We start from the raw sequence: 18,953 nt of genomic DNA, 5'->3' as shown, positions 1-18,953 counted from the left end.
ACTCGCCTTATGCGTTCCTCCCGGCTATCTCCCGGGCAGAGCGGTGCGCCCAGCGCTGCTGCTGCAAACGCTGCTTGACCGCCTTCGTCGCGCGCGGCCGCGCCTGGATGGTGTACTCGGAGTCCAACCCGAGCTGGAGCTCCTTGGCCCGCAGCACCTCGGCGTCGACCTTCAGCCCGAGCAGCAGCACGATATTCATCACCCACACCACTACCAGCACGGCCAGCACGGCACCGAAGGCCCCGTAGGCGCTGCGGACCCCGATGGTGGACAGGTACAGACCGAACAGCGCCCACACCGCGCCGATGATGACCAGGGCGACGAAGGAGCCGAGGGTGAGCAGGCGGAACCTGCCCGGGCGCACGTTCGGGGCGAAGTAGTACAACAGCGCCACCAGGAGCACCGCTGCGACCGCCATGACGGGCAGGCGCACCCACCGCCACACCGGGAGGAAGATCTGGGTGAGGTACTCCACGGTTGGCGTTAACCCCAGCGGCTCCGCCACGGGGCGCAGCACCCCGAGGACCAGGGATTCGCGCAGCAGGGAGGCCAGCAGCAGCACCACCGCGCCGAGCAGGAGGACGATGGTGAGCAGCCACATGGTCAGCCAGGTGGCCGGGAGGCTGCGGCCTTCCGCACGCCCGTAGATGACGTTGGCGTTGCGCGAAAACGAGCGCACGTACGCCGATGCGGACAGCAGGGAGACCAGAACGGAGACCACCAGGGCGACGCTGCTTTGCGACGGCGTTCCCACGACCCCCAACAGGAAGTCCGCCGCCTCTGTCTCCAGCTGCCTGGGCACGTACCGCGCCACGAACTCGACGAGGATATCCGCCGCCGCGTCCTGGTCCCGGGGAAGCAGTAGCGCGATGACCGAGTAGAGCACCAGCACCGTCGGCGCGATCGAAAGCAGCGCGTAGTAGGTCAAAGCCGCGGCGCGATCGACCATGGCGTCCATCCCGAAATCCATCACGATCCGCTTGCCTACCAACGCCCAGCCGTGGCGGTTGAGCCGGTTTTCCCGGAAGGTCAGCGGGTTGTCGCGCCGGTGCGGCGGGTCGACCACGACGGCCTCGCCCGGGCCGTAGGGCATCACCACCTCCGCGCGGTGGGCGGCTACCTCACTCCCCATCATGTATTCGGGGACCGCTTGATCGACTCCATCTTCTTCCCGCGGGCAAGCTCGTCGACAAGCTTGTCCATCCACCTGATCTTCTGCATCAGCTCCTCGCCGATGTCTTCGACCCTCACCCCGCAGACCACTCCCGTGATCAGATCGGCGCGCGGGTTGATCCGCGGCGCGTTGGCGAAGAACCCGCGCAGGTCCCCGCCCCCGTCTGCCGCCTCGTGCAGGCCGGTCGGGGTGTAGCCGGTGAGCCAGCCGAGTACCTCGTCGAGCTCCTCGGTCGTTTTCCCCTTCCGCTCGACCTTGGCCACGTAGTTCGCGTAGATATCCCCGAAGGGATAGGAATAGACGCGCTCGAGGTTGGTGTTGCCCATGCACGCAACTCTAGTTGCTCCTAGACTTCCCGCATGGGATTCATGGAGGCACTGCGCGCGTTTTTCGGCGGCGAGAAGCTGGTGGACTACCCCGAAGACGTCGATACGGTGCCCGTGCGCAACCTCGAGGTGCGCGTGGCCAACCTCGACCCCGACACCGACGAGAAGCTGATCATCATCGCCCTCCCGCTCGCCGCGTTCGAGCGGGTCGCGCGTGCCGACGCCCCTGTTCGTCTCGCCCCGACGGAAGGCCGCGCGGTCACCTTCGTCCCGGTCCGCGCCGACGCCGACCCGGCATTGGACCCGAACCTGGGGTGGATCATCCCGGTCACCGGCGCCACCGCCGCAGAGCTGCGCTCGATGCCGCTTATGCCGGGCGAGTACGAGCTGACCTCGGTACACGTCGCGCTGGTGGTGGAGGGATGACCCGCTTCCTCGCGGAGGAATCAGTAGACCTGCAAGGCCGCGCCCGAACGTGGGAAGAGGCGGTGCGACGGGCCGGCGAGCTGTTGGAGGTAACCGGCAACGTCGAGCCGTCCTACACCGAGGAGATGGTCGATTCGGTGCGACAAAACGGGCCCTACATCGTCGTCGCCCCCGGCTTCGCCTTCGCCCACGCGCGCCCGAGCGACGCCGTGCACGCCACGACGTTGTCCTGGCTGCGCTTGGACGCACCCGTTGAGTTCGGCCACACGAAAAACGGCCCCGTTTCCCTGGTTATCGCGCTTGCCGCCGAAGACTCGAAGGCGCACCAAAGCGTGATGGCGCGCATTGCCACGCTCATTGGGAATCGCCGCCGGGAGCTCGACGAGGTACGCACACCGAGCGAGCTTCTCGCCCTCCTGCGCGGAAACAACGGGTCGACCGGGCCCGCCAAGAACAAGATCCTGACCGTGTGCGGCAACGGCGTGGGGACCTCGCTGTTTTTGAAAAACACCCTCGAGGATGTGCTTTCCCGCTGGGGGTGGGCCCCGTTTATCACCGTGGAGGCGACCGACACGATTTCGGCCAAGGGGAAGGCGAAGGAAGCCGACCTCATTCTCACCTCGGGGGAGATCGCCCGCACGCTTGGCGACGTCGGAATCCCGGTTCACGTCATCGACGACTTCACCTCGACGCGAGAGGTCGACCTGGCGCTGCGCGAGCTTTACGATACTGAGGAGGCCTAAGTGGACCCCGTCATCGCAGCCGTCCAGTTTATTGTCAACGAGGTCCTCGCCGTCCCGGCGTTTCTCATCGGGATCATCACCGCGGTCGGGCTGGTAGCCCTGCGCAAGCCCGCAGGCGAGGTCGTCGGCAGCGCGATCAAGGCCACGCTCGGGTTTTTGCTGATCGGCGCGGGATCCACGCTGGTCGTCGCGTCCTTGGAGCCCCTCGGAGTCATGATCCAGCAGGCGACGGGCGCGCAGGGGGTGATCCCAACCAACGAAGCAATCGCGGGCATCGCCCAGGAGCGCTACGGCGCCCAAGTCGCCTGGCTGATGATCCTGGGGTTCGCGGTCTCGCTTGTTATCGCGCGGTTCACCCCGCTTCGCTACGTGTTTCTGACAGGCCACCACGTGCTGTTCATGGCGACCATGCTCACGATCATCCTCGCCACCGCGGGTTACAACGCCTGGGTGGCTGTCTTGTTCGGCGCCCTCCTCCTCGGCGTCCTCATGGTCTCCCTTCCCGCCATCGCCCACCCGTGGACGCGGAAAATCACCGGGAGCGATTCCATCGCGATTGGCCACTTCGGCACAACCGGGTACGTCGTCGCCGGCGCGCTAGGAAAGGCGGTTGGTGGAAAGGGCCGCGCGAAGTCGGCGTCGACCGAGGACCTCAAGCTCCCCGAGGGGCTGAAGTTCCTCCGCGACTCGATGGTGTCCACGGCGCTGTCCATGGTGATCATGTACCTGGCCGCCGCGATCCTTTTACACGCCCGGGTCGGCGCCGACCAGGCCATGCTCGCGCTGCCCGACGGGGCGAGCTCGATAGGCAACTTCTACATGCAGGCAGTCACGCTCGGGCTGCAGTTCGGCGTCGCGGTGGCGGTGATCTTGTTCGGCGTGCGCACGATCCTCGGCGAGCTCATCCCGGCATTCCAAGGCATCGCAAGCAAGGTGGTCCCCGGGGCCATCCCCGCACTCGACGCCTCAATCGTCTTCCCCTACGCGCAAAACGCCGTCCTCATCGGCTTTATCTCCTCGTTCGCCGGCGGGCTGGTCGGGCTTGCGGTACTCGCGAACCCGGCGTTCTCCCTGGCTCTGATCCTGCCAGGGCTTGTCCCCCACTTCTTCACCGGCGGCGCCGCCGGCGTCTACGGCAACGCTACGGGCGGGCGGCGCGGAGCTGTACTCGGGGGATTTGTCAACGGCTTGATCATCACGTTCTGGCCTGCGGCGCTGCTGAAAGTCCTGGGCACCTTCGGCGACGGGAACACCACCTTTGGCGACGCCGACTTCGGCTGGTTCGGGATCCTGGTCGGGCTGGGCGCTCGCCCCGGCGGCGTCACCGGCCTCGTTGTAGCAGGACTCGTCGGCGCCTCGGTTTTTGCGCTCGGCCTGTGGACCCAAAAGAGACTCTCCACAGTCGACCGCGGCCAGCCTGACACGCCAGAAGAACCGACACGGCGCTACCCCAAGATCGCCCCGCCGGCCGGAGCGCCCACTCCCCCGCCGCCGCTAGACTAGGCCGATCCAGTTCCAGTACGTCGCGGATAGAAGCAGGACAAGGAGGTACCCGACGATCGTCAGCGGGATGCCCGTCTTCAGGAATTGCCGGGTGGTAAACGCGCCCGTGCCGTAGGCGAGCATGTTCTGCGGGGCCGAGACCGGCAGGAGGAAGCCGAAGCTGATCACGAACTGCTGGATCAGGACGAACCCGATCCCACCGCTCGGGGCGTCGAGCGTGGCGGCAAGCGAGATGAACACGGGGATGAGAGCGGATGCCAGGGAGGTCGCCGAGGCGAACCCGAGATGAATCAGGATGTTGAACAGCGAGACGATCGCGATGGCGGCCAGAATCGGCATCCCCGACAGGCCAAGCACCCCAAAGGTCCGCTCCGACAGCCACGCCGCGGCCCCGGTGTCCAGGAGGAAGGTACCCAGTGAGATACCCACCGCGAAGACGATGAGCGTGCCCCAGTTGATGTGATCCTGCGCGTACTTCCACTCCATGACACCGACGCCCGGCAGCAGCATGAGGCCTACAGCGACGAGCGTGATCACGGAGGAATCGACCGGGTGCAGGACCCCTTCCGTCGCCCAGAACCCGAGCAGGATGATAGCGATCGCGGTAAGCCGCTTCTCGGCCCCCGTCATCGGGCCCATCTCGGCAAGCTGGGCGTCGACAAGCTCGCGGCCCCCTTCGATGGACTCGACCTCGGGTTTGACTGCCGCGCGCATGATGAAGTATAGGGCGACGGACATCAGGATCGACCACGGCGCGGCCCAGAGGAACCACTGGCCCCACGACACCGTCGTGTCCATCTGATCCTCGATGAACCCCACGGCCACCATGTTCTGGGCCGCCGCGGTCTTGATGCCGACGTTCCACACGGAAACCGCCTGCGTCGCGGTGATGACCAGCAGCGCCGACAGCTTCGAGTCGACCGCGAGGCCGAACGCCGCGACCATCCCCAACAGGATCGGAACCACGGCTCCCCCGCGCGCCGTGGCCGAGGGGACGAAGAAGGCGAGAATGATCGAGATCGCGATCGCCCCGACCACGATGTGGGAGGTCTTCTCGCCCGCGACTTTGAGCACGTACAGGGCTATGCGGCGGTGCAGGCCGGTCGCCTGCATCGCGGTGGCCAGGGCGAGCGCAGCGGCGACCAAGGCGACCGCGGAGGTGGAGAAGCCGTCGAGGGCGATTGCTAGCGCCTTGCCCGTCCCGAACGCCTCGCCGGGCGAATCCGGGTCGGGGGACAGCCCGACGAGCAGCGAGATGAGCCCAATGATCAGCAGCGCGCTGACCGGGTACGTGACCGCCTCGGAGACCCACATGATCACTGCGAAGGCAAGCAGCCCCAGGGCGATCTGCCCCTGCCAGGAAAGCGAGCCCAGCGGCAGGAGGAGGACGCTGATCAGCGCCACGAATGCAGCGACGAATGCTGCGGACTTTGCCTTAGTCACGACAAACCTCTCCCGCTAGATTCGCCCCAGCGCTTCCCCGACGCGCTTTCCGGAGTGGATGCAGCCACCCAGGAAGGTGCCCTCGAGCGCGTTCTTGCCGTGCATTCCGCCGCCGCCGAAGCCGGCGACCTCACCACAGGCGAAGAGGCCATCGAAGACCGAGCCGTCGGCGTGAAGCGCGCGGCCCGACAGGTCCGTCTCGATGCCGCCGAGCGTCTTGCGCGTCAGCACGTGGAGGCGGACGGCGATCAAGGGGCCCTTCTTCTCGTCCAGGATGCGGTGCGGCGGGTGGACACGCACGATCTTGTCGCCGAGGAACTGGCGCGCCATGCGGATGTAGTTGACCTGGATGTCCTTGGAGAAGGCGTTGGAGAGCTGGGCGTCGCGCTCGAGCAACTGGCGTTCGACAAACTCGGCGTCGATCTCGACGTCGCCAAGCTCGTTCATGCCCTTGACCAGGTCCTCGACCGTGTCCGCGGTGACCCAGTCTACGCCGTTCTTCTGGAACGCCTCGATCGCCATGGGCGTGCCGGGGCCGATCTTGCCCAGCAGCTTCTTAATCTCCTTGTCCGTCAGGTCCGGGTTCTGCTCCGAACCGGAGAAGATGAACTCCTTATCTGCGATCGCCTGGTTGAGGATGAACCAGGAGTAGCCGTGGCCGGTGCGGCCGATGTGCGCGAGCGCGGCGAGGTTGTCGGAGCCCGGGAACAGGTGCGTCGGCAGGCGCTTGCCCTCGGCGTCCATCCAGATCGCGGACGGGCCGGGGATGATGCGGATGCCGTGGTTCGGCCAGATCGGATCCCAGTTGATCATGCCCTCCGGGTAGTGCCACATGCGGTCGGTGTTGACCAGGTTGGCGCCGGCTTTCTTGGCGATGTCGATGCCGCGCCCGTCGACGTACGCCGGCACGCCCGTGACCATGTACTCGGGGCAGGGGCCCCAGCGATCATCCGGCCACATCGCGCGTACCTTATCCAGGTTGCCACCGATGCCGCCGGTGGCGATGACGACTGCCGCGCCGCGGATCTCGAACGCGTCGCCCTCCTGCTTGTTGGAGGCGGCTCCGCGCACGGCGGGGTCGTCGTCAAGCACGATGCCCGTCACGCCAACGGCGCGCCCGGATTCGACGATGATGTCGTCGACGCGGTGGCGGAAGCGGAATTCCACCTTGCCCTGCTTCTCCGCCTCCAGCAGCGGCTCGCGGAAGACGCGCACAACCTCGGGGCCGGTGCCCCAGGTGACGTGGAAGCGCGGCACGGAGTTGCCGTGGCCGGAGGCGTCGCCGGAGCCGCGCTCGGCCCACCCGATCGTCGGCAGCACGCGCAGGCCCAAGTTCTTCAGGTAGGAGTGCATGTCGTGGGCGGCGAAGCGGACGAACTCGCGGCCCCACTGGCGCGGCCACTTGTCGTTGTCGGACGCGTCGTAGTCCGCTGAATTCTCCCAGTCCGTCCAGGCAAGTTCCTCGAAGTCGTTGACCCGCATGAGCTTTTGCTCGGGGGATCCGACCATGAACAGGCCGCCGAGGGACCAGAACGCCTGGCCGCCGAGGTTCTCCCGGCTTTCTTGGTCCACGAAGATGACGTGGCGGCCGGCTTTGCTGGCCTCAAAACCGGCGACGAGGCCGGCGAGCCCCGTGCCGACGATGATGACCGGAGTCTCAGTGTTGTGTGGTGCGCGTGCGCCGTCAGAATTCATAAGAAGAACTTTACTCACATGATGCGACTATTGCGTTAGATTTTTCGTCCGAAAAATGTCACCTGACGTTCACCTGCTTCCACTCAGCAACGCTTAAGAATCACAGGTAACGTGTACGAGAAGCCCGCGCCCCGTGCCGGGCACTTTAATGCTTAATGCGTGAAGTAGAAAGGTTGCCAAAAGTGAAGATTGCGATTCTGGGCGGAGACGGATTTTGCGGCTGGCCCGCGTCCCTGCACCTTTCGGACCTCGGTCATGAGGTCGTCATCGTGGACAACCTGTCGCGCCGCCGCATCGACGAGGAGCTCGGCGCCGAGTCTTTGACCCCCATTGCGTTTATCGACGAGCGCCTTGCTGCGTGGAAGGAGGTATCCGGCAAGGAGATCGGCTTCCGCAACATCGACGTCGCCCAGGACTACGAGGGTCTGTTCGACTTCATCCAGGAGTTCAAGCCGGACGCCGTAGTGCACTTCGCCGAGCAGCGCGCCGCGCCGTACTCGATGAAGAACCCGCGCACGAAGCGCTACACCATTGACAACAACGTCAATGCCACGCACAACCTGCTCGTAGCCATCGTCGAATCCGGCCTGGACATCCACGTTGTCCACCTCGGCACGATGGGTGTCTACGGCTACGGCACCGCCGGGATGAAGATCCCGGAGGGCTACCTCGACATCAAGGTCGATACCGACGAGGGCACCACCGTTGAGCAGCAGATTCTCTACCCCACCAACCCGGGGTCGGTCTACCACCTGACCAAGGTGCTGGACCAGAACCTGTTCGCGTACTTTGCCAAGAACGACGAGCTGCGCATCACCGACCTGCACCAGGGCATCATCTGGGGCACCCACACCCCGCAGACCGAGCGCGACGAGCGACTAATTAACCGATTCGACTACGACGGCGACTACGGCACCGTGCTCAACCGCTTCCTCATGCAGGCGGCGATTGGCTACCCGCTGACCGTTCACGGCACGGGCGGGCAGACCCGCGCCTTCATCCACATCCGCGACATGGCCAAGTGCATCGAGATCGCCCTGGAGAACCCGCCGGCGCGCGGCGAGCGGGTGTTGATCCTGAACCAGATGACGGAAACCCACCGCGTTCGCGAACTTGCGGAGCTGGTTTCGCGCCTGTCCGGCACCGAGTTCGCGCTGGTGCCCAACCCGCGCAAGGAGGCCGACGAGAACGAGCTGCACGTCACCAACGACACCTTCCTCGACCTCGGCCTGAAGCCGACAAAGCTGGAGGAGGGCCTGCTGCAGGAGGTCGAGGACGTGGCCAAGCACTACGCGCACCGCGTGGACCGCACGATGATCCCGGCGCGCTCGCTGTGGACCCGCAACCAGTCTGAGGGCGTCCCCAGCGGCGAGAAGTAGATGCGCATCGCCCTGTTCACGGAGGTTTTCCTCCCCAAGATCGACGGCATTGTCACCCGCGTGACCCGCACGCTCGATCAGCTGGCAGAGCTTGGCCACGAGGTGCTCATTTTCGCCCCCGGCAAGGCGCCCGCCAGCTATGCCGGTTTCGAGGTCGTGCGCATGCCCTCGGTCCCCTTTTGGCCGATCTACCCGGAGATTCAGGTCGGTCTGCCGACCCCGGGCATGTTCCGTCGCCTCAAGGAGTTCAACCCGGACGTGGTCCACGTGGTCAACCCGATGTGGCTGGCCGGGGCGGCGGCGCTCGTCGCCGAGCGGATGGGGCTGCCGATCCTGGGGTCCTTTCACACCGACGTGCCCGAGTACACGGTTCGCCTCGGCGCGGGGTGGCTGGCCGGGCCGTCGAAGTGGGGCATCCGCCAGTTTCACGGCAGGGCGCAGGTCAACCTGGTCACCTCCGCGCCAATGCTGGAGAAAGCCGCCGAGTACCGCATCCCCAACGTGGAGATCTGGCCGAAGGCGGTGGACACCGCCGGATTCGATCCGGCCAAACGCACTCGCAATATGCGGGCATTGCTTAGCGACGGCCACCCCGACGCCCCCCTTGTCACCTACATCGGCCGGATTTCTGCCGAGAAGTCGACTGAGCGCACGCTCGGCATCATGGAATCGGTTCGTGAGCGCGTGCCTGGTGCGCGGCTGGCCCTGATCGGTGCCGGGCCGCAGCTCGACGAGCTCCGCGCGACCATGGACCAGGAGTGGGTCACCTTCACGGGATACCTGTCCGGGGAGAAACTGCAGCAGGCCTACGCCTCCGGTGACGCGCTCATTTTCCCGTCTACTACGGAGACTCTCGGCTTCGCCGCCCTGGAGGCGTTCGCTTCCGGCGTTCCCGTGGTGGGCGCGCGGGCAGGTGGGCTGCCCTACGTCATCGATGACGGCGTCACCGGTTTCTTGGTTGACCCGGACCTGCCGGATGACGCGTGGGCCGAGCCGCTGACGAACCTTTTGCGTGATGCGGGGTTGCGTGGCACGATGTCGCGCGCAGCTCGGGCGGAGGCGCAGCGGTGGTCGTGGCGCGCGTCGACGCAGCGCCTAGTCGAGCTGTACGGCGTGGCGCGGGCGTCGAGAAGCTAGCGCCCTAATTCGATTGTTGATACATCACATGCTTTTATTGTCGACATGACAACATTCAAAGACGTTTCTCTTCTCCTCGCCCGCATTCTTCTTGGCGTGATCCTCATTGCCCATGGATGGCAGAAGTTCAACGAGTGGACCCTCGCTGGTACTGCCGAGGCGTTTGGCGGCATGGGTGTTCCCGCCCCTGGACTCACCAGCGCAATTGCCGCCGTCATCGAGCTCGTCGGCGGAATCTTCCTCCTCATCGGCGCCGCCACCCCGTGGGTCGCGGTCGTGATCGCCCTGCAGATGCTCGCCGCGTATCTCTTCGCCCACATCGGTAACGGCGTGTTCATCAGCAACGGCGGGTTCGAGCTCGTCGGCGCCATCGCCGCGGCATCCCTCGCACTCGCCGCAGTCGGCGCAGGCCGCTTCAGCGTGGATCACCTGCTCGCTAGCCGCCGCGCACGAGACTAACCCCACACTTTCCCCCGGGGTGGATCCCGCCAAACGGGAGTTAAATAGTTATTGGACAGAGATCCATCAACTTCCGGAAGGACCCGCCATGTCCCCCACAATGAAAGCCCTCACCTACTACGGAGAGGGCGATATTCGTGTCGAAGACCGCCCGAAGCCGACCATCCTCGAGCCCACCGACGCGATCATCCGCATCCAGACCACCACTATCTGCGGCACCGACCTCGGCATCTCCCACGGCAAGAACCCGGAGATCGAACAGGTTGCCCGGGAGAAGACCGGCGAGTGGAACGGCCGCATCCTGGGCCACGAGGGCATCGGCGTCGTCGAGGAGGTTGGCTCCGCCGTAACCAACTTCGCGCCCGGTGACAAGGTTCTAATCTCCTGCATCTCCCGCTGCGGCGCGTGCGAGAACTGCCAGAAGCAGCTCTACAGCCACTGCCTCAACGGCGGCTCATGGATCCTCGGGTACATGATCGACGGCACTCTGGCCGAGTACGTGCGCACCCCGTTCGCCGACACCTCCCTCTATCCCATTCCGGATGACCTGGACAAAGAGGTCGGTGTGTTCCTTTCTGACGCACTTCCCACCGGCCACGAAATCGGCGTGCAGTACGGCGAAGTCAAACCCGGCACCGACGTGCTGATCGTGGGCGCGGGGCCGGTCGGCATGGGCGTGTTGCTGACCTCGCAGTTCTACTCCCCGGCCAACATTATCGTCGCCGACATGGATGATAACCGCCTCCAGATGGCCCTGCGCATGGGAGCGACTCACACCGTCAATCCGGGCAAGGACGACGTCAAGGCACTGGTGGACGAGGTGACAGGAGGCCGCGGTGTTGACACCGCCATCGAGGCGGTGGGACTTCCCGCGACCTGGGAGCTGTGCGCCGAGAACGTCAAGGAGGGCGGCAACGTCGCCGTCGTCGGCGTGCACGGCAAGCCAGTCAATTTCGAGCTGAACAAGCTGTGGATCAAGAACGTGACCATCACCACCGGCCTGGTCAACGCCAACACCACCGGCATGCTGCTCAAGGCGGTGCAGAACACCGCCTTACCGATCAAGGCTCTTGCCACCCACCACTTCACCTGGGACCAGCTGGGCCAGGCGTGGGAGACCTTCTACAACGCGGAAAAGAACCGCGCCATGAAGGTCATCATCGACAACAGCTGATTAGCGGATCTCGCGCGGGTCCTTGCGCTCGGGGTAGATCTTCGGGCGCACGCCCGCGATCTCCTCCACGATGCGCACCACCTGGTGGGAGTAGCCGTACTCGTTGTCGTACCAGACGTAGAGCACCAGGTGGTTGCCGGAGGCGATCGTCGCCAGGCCGTCGACAACGCCCGCGTGGGTGGTGCCGAGCAGGTCGGTGGAGACGATGTCCGGGGAGTTGATGTAGTCGATCTGCTGGCGCAGGTTCGAATCGGTGGACACGCGACGGAGGAACTCGTTGACCTCGTCCTTCTCCACCTCCGTCTCCAGGTCGAGGTTGAGCACAGCCATGGACACATCCGGCGTGGGCACCCGGATCGCGTTGCCGGTGAGCTTGCCCTCGAACTCCGGCAGAGCCTTGGACACGGCCTTGGCGGCACCGGTCTCGGTGAGCACCATGTTCAGGCCGGCGGCACGGCCGCGGCGCGGGCCCTTGTGGAAGTTGTCGGCCAGGTTCTGGTCGTTGGTGTAGGAGTGGACCGTCTCCACATGGCCGTGCTTGACGCCGTAGCGGTCGTTGATGACCTTGAGCACCGGGGTGATGCCGTTGGTGGTGCAGGATGCGGCGGAGATGACGTTGTCCGAGGCGTCGTCGGTGATGTCGGCATGGTTGACGCCGTAGACGATGTTGCGCACGTCGCCCTTGCCCGGGGCGGTAAGCAGCGCCTTCTGCACACCGGAGGACTTGAGGTGCTGGGACAGGCCCTCGCGGTCGCGCCACCGTCCGGTGTTGTCCACCACGATGGCGTTGTCGATGCCGTACTGGGTGTAGTCGATGGAGGCTGGGTCGTCCGAGTAGATCATTTGGATGGCGGTGCCGTTCGCCCAGATGATTTCGTTCTCATGGTCGACGGTGATGGTGCCGTTGAACGGGCCGTGGACCGAGTCGCGGCGCAGCAGGGAGGCGCGCTTGACGATGTCGTCGTCGCCCTTCTTGCGCACGACGACAGCGCGCAGCCGCACGCCGCCATAGGTCGCCTCCCGAGAAATGAGGATGCGGGCCAGCAGGCGGCCGATGCGGCCGAAGCCGTAGAGCACAACGTCGCGCGGCTCCGTCCGCTTCTCGCCGCCGATGGCACCGGCGAGCTCCTCCTCCAGGAAGGAACGCAGATCCTCGCCCTCGGCGCGAGAGTAGTTCTTGGCCAGGCGGCCGAGGTCGATGGAGCTGGTGCCCAGGTCCATCTGCACGAGCTCACGAAGAATCGGCAGCGTCTCATCCAACGGGAGCTCGCGTTCGACGATGCGGCGGGCGTAGCGGTGCGCCTTAATGATGTCGACGTCCGTGACACCCACGAGGATGCGACCGTAGATGGAGGTGACCGCGTTGTTCTCGCGGTGGAGCTGGCTGATCAGGGGCAGCATCTCCTGCGCGAGGGTCAGCTTGTGGTTCCAGTCGTTCTGGGGAGCGGTCGATGCAGTCACGGCACGGTTCCTTTTGTGTTACTTGGGTACGGGTTCAAGCCAAAAATGTGCGAAAACGGGGGTGCACATACGCTTCCAGTCTAGCCATTCGGGCATTTCGGGAGGCGCCTTACCCCTATTTGTCGCCGCCGTGAGCGAGGGCGGCGCGGTACTTCCCCACATCCGGGGCAGTCTCGAACTTGGCATCGTTCGATTTGTCCACAAGGACTGCGCGCACGCCCTCCGCGAAATCGGGCTCACGGCACATCACAGCGGCGAGCGCACGCTCGTTCTCGAGAGACTTCGCCAGATCCAAAGCGGAATTCGCGCGCATCAGCTCAGCGGCCGCGGTCAGCGAGCTTGGCGACGCCTGGGCGGTTAACTCGCGGACGAGCTCGCCCAGCTCACCGTCGAGGCGGGCAGAAATGTCGGCCCATGACCCGGTGAACACGGTATCGACCTCGTCCTTCCAGCATTCGAGCCTGGACTCCCCGGCTTCGAGTGCGACCTCGTCGAGCACCCCGAGACCTTCCTGCGCGATACGCTCGGCCAGCCCTTCGAGTGACGCCACCTTGTGGGTGGCCAGGCCGGTGGCGAGCATATCGTCCGCGCTCAGACGGTAACCGGTCAGCGCCAGAAAGGTGCCGAGCCCTTGGGACGGGCAATTCGGCAGGTTCTGCAGCTTCCAGCTCATGCCCACGTCAGTGATGAAGCCGATGTTCATTTCCGGCATGGAGGCGAACGCGTCCTCGGTGACCACGAGGTGCGAACCGTGGGCGGACACACCCAGGCCTCCGCCCATGATCACACCGCTGGCCAGCGCGACGTACGGTTTCGGGTAGTTCGCGATGGCGAGGTTCATCGCGTATTCGTCGGCGAAATACGCGTCCACCTCTTTGGCGCGCCCGGACAGCACGCCGTCGCGCGCCGCGCGCACGTCGCCGCCGGCGCAGAAGTGCTTGCCGGAAGAGTGGATGAGGACCTGTTCCACTGCCGCGTCGTCACGCCAGGTGGCCAGCGCCTCTGCGATGAGGGTGACCATTTCGTGGTTGAGCGAGTTCAGCGCCTCGGGGCGGTCGAGGGTGATGACTCCGGTATGGTTCACAACGTTCGTTCTCACAGGCTGGTTCATGCACACCAGTGTTACATGAAAGTAGGACATGGCCACTCCCCGTATCGTCGCCCTCGACATGGACGGAACGCTCGTCGAATCCTCCGGGTCGATCCCCGAGGAATTCTGGGGGCTGCTCGACCGCGCCCTCGGCGCGGGCATGGTCGTCGCCCCCGCGTCCGGCCGCCAGCTCGCCACGCTCCAGCACATGTTCGAGCGCAACGAGCCCGACACCTTTATCGCGGAGAACGGCGCGGTGGTGTGGCACAAAGGTGAAATCGTCTCCGTGTCCCCGCTGCCGGGCGAGGCGGTGCGCCGGGTTGTCGACGCGCTGGACAGCGCCCCTTTCACCGCCCACGCCGTCGTGTGCAAACCGGAGATCTCCTACACCGCCGAAACTACCCCGCCCGAAGTGCAGAGCGAGGTGGATAAGTACTACCTGGCCAACGCTCACGCGAGCTCGCTCAGCGACGCCCTCGCCGCCGACCCGGATGACACCGTCAAGATCGCCCTGTTTGTGGAGAGCGACGCCGAGCGCGACGCGCTGCCCTGGCTCGCCGAAGTGGCGCCGGAGCTCAACGTCGCAGTGAGCTCGCACCACTGGATCGACCTGATGGCCGAGGGCGTGGACAAGGGGGTCGCACTCAACGCGCTCGCGCAGCAGCTGGGTGTCCGCCGCGAGGACACCGCCGCCATCGGCGACTACCTCAACGACTACGCCATGCTCGAGGAAGCTGGCTACGCCGTGGCGATGGGCAACGCCCACCCCGATCTGAAGGCGATTGCCGACGAGGTCGTGGGCACCAACGACGAACACGGCGCCCTGTGCCGCATTGAAAGGTGGCTGGAGGCGTGAGCGGGATCGATTTCACGCAGACCGCCGACGTCGTCGCCCCGCAGCTGCTCGGCTGCGTGGTCGAGCACGACGGGGTGGCGGTTCGGCTGACGGAGGTTGAGGCCTACCTCGGTGCCGACGATGAGGCGGCGCACACCTACCGCGGGAAAACAGCCCGCAACGCGGCGATGTTCGGCCCTCCCGGCAGGCTCTACGTGTACTTCTCCTACGGCATCCACTTCAACGGCAACATCGTCTGCGCCCCCGAGGGCCTCGGACAGGGCTGCCTCATGCGCGGCGGCGAGGTCGTCGCGGGCGAGGAGCTCGCGCGCGAAAGGCGGCAGCGCCCGGAGCGCGCACCCATCCCGCACGAGAACCTCGCCCGCGGGCCGGGCAACCTGGGCCAGGCGCTCGGACTGACGCTGGCGGACAACGGCACGCCCGTCGTTCTCTCGTCGCGCGAAGAAGAGCCGGAGTGGGTGGCCGGTCCGCGCGTTGGCATCTCGAAGAACGCCGACGCGCCGCTGCGGTTCTGGGTCCCCGGTGACAGGACGGTGTCCACGCCGAGAGGCCGGCCACGCGGGCGTCGCTAAGCTTTTTTGCCCTTCTTTTTCTCCTCGAGCTTCGCGGCGGCGTCGGGCACGTAGCGGAACTCCCCGCGTGGCGGGCGGGTGTAGCTGCCCGACTGGGGGCGCTGCGGGATCTCGGGCAAGTCCTGCTCCACGTGCTCGTACGGGATCGTGGACAGCAGGTGGGAGATCACGTTGATGCGCGAACGTTTCTTGTCGTCGGACTCCACCGTGTACCACGGTGCCGAGGGGATGTCGGTGTGGACGAACATCTCGTCTTTCGCCCGCGAATAGTCCTCCCATTTGGAGATGGACTCCAGGTCCATGGGCGAGAGCTTCCAGTGGCGCAGCGGATCCTCCCGGCGCGCCACGAAGCGGTCGTACTGCTCCTCGTCGGAGACGGAGAACCAGTACTTGCGCAGCATGATGCCGTCCTCGACGAGCAGGCGCTCGAAGATCGGCGCCTGGTGCAGGAAACGGCGATATTCCTGCGAGGTGCAGAAGCCCATGACCCGCTCGACCCCGGCGCGGTTGTACCAGGAGCGGTCGAAAATGACGATCTCGCCTGCCGCGGGGAGTCGCTCGACGTAGCGCTGGAAGTACCACTGGCCCTGCTCGCGCTCCGTCGGCTTCGGCAGCGCCTCGATGCGGCAGGTGCGCGGGTTGAGGTACTGGGTGATGCGCTTAATCGCGGAACCCTTGCCCGCGGCGTCACGGCCCTCCATGACGATGACGAGGCGGGCGCCGGTGGTGACCACCCAGTGCTGCATGGCCACGAGCTCGGCCTGCAGCCGTAGCAGCTCCTTCTCGTAGGCCTTCTTCGAAAGCTTCGCGGGACTAGTCAACGCGGAACTCCGCCATCTCGTCCCACTCGGTCTTGCCGTCAATCAACGTGTTGATGATCTGCGGGGTGCGCGCCAAGATCGTCGGGAAATACTCCTGCGCCTGCTTGAAGTGTTCCGAATTCACGTGCGCCTCGGCAGCATCGTCCTTGAAACCCTCCACCAGGATGTACTCGCCCGGGTCCTCCTCGCTGCGGAACCAGTCGAAGAACAGGCAGCCCTCCTCCGCGCGGGTAGCCACCGTGAATTCGTTGACCAACTCGCGGAAGTTGTCGACGTTGCCGGGGAGCGGCTGGAACTTGACGTTGATGAGGATCATGAGGCCCAGGATACGCGCTAGCGGTATAAATAAGGGAACGGCTATGACACTTTAAGGAAGGCACGCACTACGTGAGCACCACCATCGATTTGAACGCGGACCTGGGTGAAACCACGGCCGGCAATCCCGTCGCGGACGACGCAGCCATGCTGGAAATGGTCTCCAGCGCAAACGTCGCCACCGGCTTCCACGCGGGCGACCCCCACTCCATCGCGGCGACGCTCGCTGACGCGAAGTCCCACGGCGTGACCGTCGGCGCCCACATCGCGTACAACGACCCGGCGGCATTCGGCCGACGTTTCGTGGACTACGTCCCCGCCGAGCTCGCAGACGAGACCCTCTACCAAATCGGCGCCCTCGATGCGCTGGCCCGCGCCCAGGGCCTCGAGGTGCGCTACGTCAAGCCGCACGGGGCGCTGTACAACACGATTGTCCACCACGAGGCCCACGCCCGGGCCGTCATCGACGGCATCAAGGCGTTCAGCCGCGACCTGCCCGTCATGCTGCTCCCTGGGGGCGTGGCCGTTGACATCGCCGAAGAGGCGGGGCTGCGCGTGATCCGCGAGGCCTTCGCCGACCGCGGGTACAACCCCGACGGCACGCTGGTGTCGCGCCGCGAGGCAGGCGCGGTGCTGCACGACCCCGAGGCGGTGGCGCAGCGCGTGCTGCAGGTGGCCGCGACCGGGTCGGTTACGGCCATTGACGGCACCGAGGTCCACGTCGGGGCCGAGTCCGTCTGCGTCCACGGCGACTCGCCGGGGTCCGTCGAGCTGACCCGCAGAATCGTCGAGCGCCTCGGCCGCGAGGGCATCGGCATCAGGAGCACCCTGTGACCCCTGTTGTGAAACCCGTCGGTTCCCGCGCGGTGATCGTCGATTTGCCCGACCTGGACGCCGTGATGGACTGGCACTCCGCGTTGAGCGCCGAGCCCCTCGAGCACCAGACCGACGTCGTCGCCGCCGCCCGCACTGTTCTGATCACCTTCGACTCCCCTGCCGCGGCAGCCACCGCGGCCGCGGCGCTTCCCGGGTTCTCGCCCGCGGCCGCCGAGCGCGCGACCCCGCGCGACATCGAGATCGAGGTGCGCTACGACGGCGCCGACCTCGACAGCCTCGCCGAGTCGCTCGGCATGACCCGCGACAGTCTCGTCGACTGGCACACCTCCACCACCTGGGTCGCCGCATTCGGCGGCTTCGCCCCAGGGTTCACCTACTGCGTCCCCGAGGACGGCAACGGCCTGTCCATCCCTCGCCTGGCCACCCCGCGCACCGAGGTTCCGGCCGGCGCCGTGGCGCTAGCCGGTGAGTTCTCCGCGGTCTACCCGCGCACCTCACCCGGAGGGTGGCAACTGGTAGGCACCACCCACACGCCGATGTGGGATTCCGCGGCGAGCCCGCCGGCGCTCGTCGCCCCGGGAGACCGGGTGCGTTACAGGGCCGTCGACACGCTCGCGGAGTCACACGGCCCGAGCCACCACCACCTGGAGCGGCCCGCCCGGCGCCCCATCTTCACGGTCGACGACCCGGGCCTGCATACCCTTTACCAGGACCTCGGCAGGCAGGGCAACGGCAACCTGGGAGTGACCACCTCCGGTTCCGCAGACCGCGCTTCCGCCCGCACCGCCAACGCGGCCGTGGGCAACAAGCGCAACGCCACCCTGCTGGAGAACGTCGGCGGTTGCCGGTTAACCGCCCTCGCGGAGACAGTCGTGTGCGTCACCGGCGCCGAGGCCGACGTCACCGTCGGCGGGCGCCCCGCCCTGCTGGCCACGCCCACCATCGTTCCCGCGGGCGCGGAGCTCGTCATCTCCGCCCCGCGTGCGGGCATGCGCTCCTACGTTGCGGTGCGCGGCGGGCTCATCGCCGACACGGAGCTCGGCTCCGCCGCGACGGACCTCCTCTCCGGCCTCGGCCCCGCCCCGATCACCGCGGGTGAGACGGTGTCCATGTCGCTGACCCCGCCCATGTCCGCCAACGCCCTGCTGACCAACCCGCTGCGGGTGGCTCAGGAGAAAGGGGTGACCGTCGGCGCCGTGCGCTGTGTTCTCGGCCCCCGCGACGACTGGTTCTCTACCGAGACTGTCGAGCGCTTCCTGGCCACCGATTACACGGTGACCCCGGCCTCGAACCGTGTCGGCCTGCGTCTCGAGGCGGCCGCGCCCCTAGAGCGGGAACGCCCCGGTGAGCTGCCGTCCGAGGGCATGGTCGCCGGGTCGGTGCAGATTCCGCCGAGCGGGCAGCCGGTTGTCTTCCTGCGCGACCACGCCGTCACCGGTGGCTACCCCGTCATCGCCACCGTCATCAACGAGGACGTGGACATCGCCGCCCAGCTGCCGCCGGGCTCCACGCTCCGCTTCGAGCTCTACTCCCGATAAGGAC

The 18,953-nt window shown here is 66.2% G+C and carries 19 protein-coding genes; 11 read left to right on the top strand and 8 right to left on the bottom strand.

Annotated features, from left to right (window positions below; genetic code table 11):
* Positions 1-7: 7 nt before the first annotated feature.
* Both G7Y29_RS03470 and G7Y29_RS03465 read right to left on the bottom strand, forming a co-directional pair.
* On the bottom strand, positions 8-1,135 hold the full coding sequence (locus G7Y29_RS03470) for a YihY/virulence factor BrkB family protein (RefSeq protein ID WP_165002001.1): 1,128 nt from the start codon (positions 1,133-1,135) through the stop codon (positions 8-10).
* A complete protein-coding gene (locus tag G7Y29_RS03465) occupies positions 1,132-1,500 on the bottom strand; it encodes a DUF2200 domain-containing protein (protein WP_165002000.1) in 369 nt (122 codons plus the stop codon). Before G7Y29_RS03465 ends, G7Y29_RS03470 begins: the two co-directional genes overlap by 4 nt.
* A 33-nt stretch (positions 1,501-1,533) precedes the next feature.
* Between G7Y29_RS03465 and G7Y29_RS03460 the strand changes: the two genes are divergently transcribed.
* Genes G7Y29_RS03460 through ulaA form a run of 3 tightly spaced genes read left to right on the top strand, consistent with a single transcriptional unit; the run spans position 1,534 to position 4,172 of the window.
* Positions 1,534-1,926: a hypothetical protein gene (locus tag G7Y29_RS03460; protein WP_165001999.1), complete on the top strand. Its 393-nt coding sequence runs from the start codon at positions 1,534-1,536 to the stop codon at positions 1,924-1,926.
* On the top strand, positions 1,923-2,669 hold the full coding sequence (locus tag G7Y29_RS03455; RefSeq protein WP_165001998.1) for a PTS sugar transporter subunit IIA: 747 nt from the start codon (positions 1,923-1,925) through the stop codon (positions 2,667-2,669). The genes G7Y29_RS03460 and G7Y29_RS03455 overlap by 4 nt, the downstream gene beginning before the upstream one ends.
* A complete protein-coding gene (ulaA, locus tag G7Y29_RS03450; RefSeq protein WP_165001997.1) occupies positions 2,670-4,172 on the top strand; it encodes a PTS ascorbate transporter subunit IIC in 1,503 nt (500 codons plus the stop codon). It abuts the gene before it with no gap.
* Here ulaA and G7Y29_RS03445 read toward each other — a convergent pair.
* Entirely contained in the window at positions 4,164-5,615 is a 1,452-nt protein-coding gene (locus G7Y29_RS03445) for an SLC13 family permease (protein ID WP_165001996.1), read from the bottom strand. The genes ulaA and G7Y29_RS03445 overlap by 9 nt on opposite strands.
* Before the next feature lie 15 nt (positions 5,616-5,630).
* Positions 5,631-7,310 carry an FAD-binding dehydrogenase gene (locus G7Y29_RS03440; RefSeq protein ID WP_165001995.1) on the bottom strand — a complete coding sequence of 560 codons (1,680 nt, stop codon included), beginning with the start codon at positions 7,308-7,310 and terminating at the stop codon, positions 5,631-5,633.
* A gap of 182 nt (positions 7,311-7,492) precedes the next feature.
* On the opposite strand from G7Y29_RS03440, the gene G7Y29_RS03435 reads away from it, so the two are divergent.
* The 4 genes from G7Y29_RS03435 (at position 7,493) to G7Y29_RS03420 (ending at position 11,459) form a co-directional block, all read left to right on the top strand.
* Positions 7,493-8,689, top strand: a complete 1,197-nt coding sequence (locus G7Y29_RS03435; RefSeq protein WP_165001994.1) for an NAD-dependent epimerase/dehydratase family protein — start codon at positions 7,493-7,495, stop codon at positions 8,687-8,689.
* A complete protein-coding gene (locus G7Y29_RS03430) occupies positions 8,690-9,826 on the top strand; it encodes a glycosyltransferase family 4 protein (protein ID WP_165001993.1) in 1,137 nt (378 codons plus the stop codon). It abuts the gene before it with no gap.
* 45 nt (positions 9,827-9,871) lie between these two features.
* Positions 9,872-10,285 (top strand): DoxX family protein, encoded by a 414-nt coding sequence (locus G7Y29_RS03425; protein ID WP_165001992.1) that lies wholly within the window; start codon positions 9,872-9,874, stop codon positions 10,283-10,285.
* A gap of 88 nt (positions 10,286-10,373) precedes the next feature.
* Complete coding sequence (locus G7Y29_RS03420) at positions 10,374-11,459, top strand: zinc-dependent alcohol dehydrogenase family protein (protein ID WP_165001991.1); 1,086 nt, start codon at positions 10,374-10,376, stop codon at positions 11,457-11,459.
* Here the strand turns inward: G7Y29_RS03420 and G7Y29_RS03415 are convergent, their stop codons facing one another.
* Positions 11,460-12,920, bottom strand: a complete 1,461-nt coding sequence (locus tag G7Y29_RS03415; RefSeq protein WP_165001990.1) for a glyceraldehyde-3-phosphate dehydrogenase — start codon at positions 12,918-12,920, stop codon at positions 11,460-11,462.
* Positions 12,921-13,035: 115 nt separating this feature from the next.
* Positions 13,036-14,031, bottom strand: a complete 996-nt coding sequence (locus tag G7Y29_RS03410; RefSeq protein WP_165001989.1) for a 3-hydroxyisobutyryl-CoA hydrolase — start codon at positions 14,029-14,031, stop codon at positions 13,036-13,038.
* A gap of 28 nt (positions 14,032-14,059) precedes the next feature.
* On the opposite strand from G7Y29_RS03410, the gene G7Y29_RS03405 reads away from it, so the two are divergent.
* Both G7Y29_RS03405 and G7Y29_RS03400 read left to right on the top strand, forming a co-directional pair.
* Positions 14,060-14,866, top strand: a complete 807-nt coding sequence (locus G7Y29_RS03405; RefSeq protein WP_165001988.1) for a Cof-type HAD-IIB family hydrolase — start codon at positions 14,060-14,062, stop codon at positions 14,864-14,866.
* Positions 14,863-15,438: a DNA-3-methyladenine glycosylase gene (locus G7Y29_RS03400; protein ID WP_249399795.1), complete on the top strand. Its 576-nt coding sequence runs from the start codon at positions 14,863-14,865 to the stop codon at positions 15,436-15,438. Before G7Y29_RS03405 ends, G7Y29_RS03400 begins: the two co-directional genes overlap by 4 nt.
* Here G7Y29_RS03400 and ppk2 read toward each other — a convergent pair.
* Together ppk2 and G7Y29_RS03390 are read right to left on the bottom strand one after the other, a co-directional pair.
* Positions 15,435-16,259 (bottom strand): polyphosphate kinase 2, encoded by an 825-nt coding sequence (gene ppk2 / locus G7Y29_RS03395; RefSeq protein ID WP_165001986.1) that lies wholly within the window; start codon positions 16,257-16,259, stop codon positions 15,435-15,437. The two genes, G7Y29_RS03400 and ppk2, sit on opposite strands and share 4 nt — an antisense overlap.
* On the bottom strand, positions 16,252-16,575 hold the full coding sequence (locus G7Y29_RS03390; protein ID WP_165001985.1) for a putative quinol monooxygenase: 324 nt from the start codon (positions 16,573-16,575) through the stop codon (positions 16,252-16,254). Before G7Y29_RS03390 ends, ppk2 begins: the two co-directional genes overlap by 8 nt.
* A 71-nt stretch (positions 16,576-16,646) precedes the next feature.
* Between G7Y29_RS03390 and G7Y29_RS03385 the strand changes: the two genes are divergently transcribed.
* Positions 16,647-17,408, top strand: a complete 762-nt coding sequence (locus G7Y29_RS03385) for a LamB/YcsF family protein (protein WP_165001984.1) — start codon at positions 16,647-16,649, stop codon at positions 17,406-17,408.
* Complete coding sequence (locus G7Y29_RS03380) at positions 17,405-18,949, top strand: 5-oxoprolinase subunit B/C family protein (RefSeq protein ID WP_283248422.1); 1,545 nt, start codon at positions 17,405-17,407, stop codon at positions 18,947-18,949. Before G7Y29_RS03385 ends, G7Y29_RS03380 begins: the two co-directional genes overlap by 4 nt.
* Positions 18,950-18,953 lie beyond the last annotated feature (4 nt).

The sequence above is a fragment of the Corynebacterium qintianiae genome (assembly GCF_011038645.2).
GTDB classification, from domain to species: domain Bacteria; phylum Actinomycetota; class Actinomycetes; order Mycobacteriales; family Mycobacteriaceae; genus Corynebacterium; species Corynebacterium qintianiae.
Note: the sequence above shows the minus strand (reverse complement) of the source record. Positions and strands in the feature narration are given on the sequence as shown.

What these genes read in the sequence shown, in the direction of transcription:
- G7Y29_RS03470 (WP_165002001.1), bottom strand. Translation starts at nt 1,135, where the DNA reads ATGATGGGGAGTGAGGTAGCCGCCCACCGCGCGGAGGTGGTGATGCCC.
- G7Y29_RS03465 (WP_165002000.1), bottom strand. Translation starts at nt 1,500, where the DNA reads ATGGGCAACACCAACCTCGAGCGCGTCTATTCCTATCCCTTCGGGGAT.
- G7Y29_RS03460 (WP_165001999.1), top strand. Translation starts at nt 1,534, where the DNA reads ATGGGATTCATGGAGGCACTGCGCGCGTTTTTCGGCGGCGAGAAGCTG.
- G7Y29_RS03455 (WP_165001998.1), top strand. Translation starts at nt 1,923, where the DNA reads ATGACCCGCTTCCTCGCGGAGGAATCAGTAGACCTGCAAGGCCGCGCC.
- G7Y29_RS03440 (WP_165001995.1), bottom strand. Translation starts at nt 7,310, where the DNA reads ATGAATTCTGACGGCGCACGCGCACCACACAACACTGAGACTCCGGTC.
- G7Y29_RS03430 (WP_165001993.1), top strand. Translation starts at nt 8,690, where the DNA reads ATGCGCATCGCCCTGTTCACGGAGGTTTTCCTCCCCAAGATCGACGGC.
- G7Y29_RS03425 (WP_165001992.1), top strand. Translation starts at nt 9,872, where the DNA reads ATGACAACATTCAAAGACGTTTCTCTTCTCCTCGCCCGCATTCTTCTT.
- G7Y29_RS03420 (WP_165001991.1), top strand. Translation starts at nt 10,374, where the DNA reads ATGTCCCCCACAATGAAAGCCCTCACCTACTACGGAGAGGGCGATATT.
- G7Y29_RS03410 (WP_165001989.1), bottom strand. Translation starts at nt 14,031, where the DNA reads ATGAACCAGCCTGTGAGAACGAACGTTGTGAACCATACCGGAGTCATC.
- G7Y29_RS03405 (WP_165001988.1), top strand. Translation starts at nt 14,060, where the DNA reads ATGGCCACTCCCCGTATCGTCGCCCTCGACATGGACGGAACGCTCGTC.
- G7Y29_RS03390 (WP_165001985.1), bottom strand. Translation starts at nt 16,575, where the DNA reads ATGATCCTCATCAACGTCAAGTTCCAGCCGCTCCCCGGCAACGTCGAC.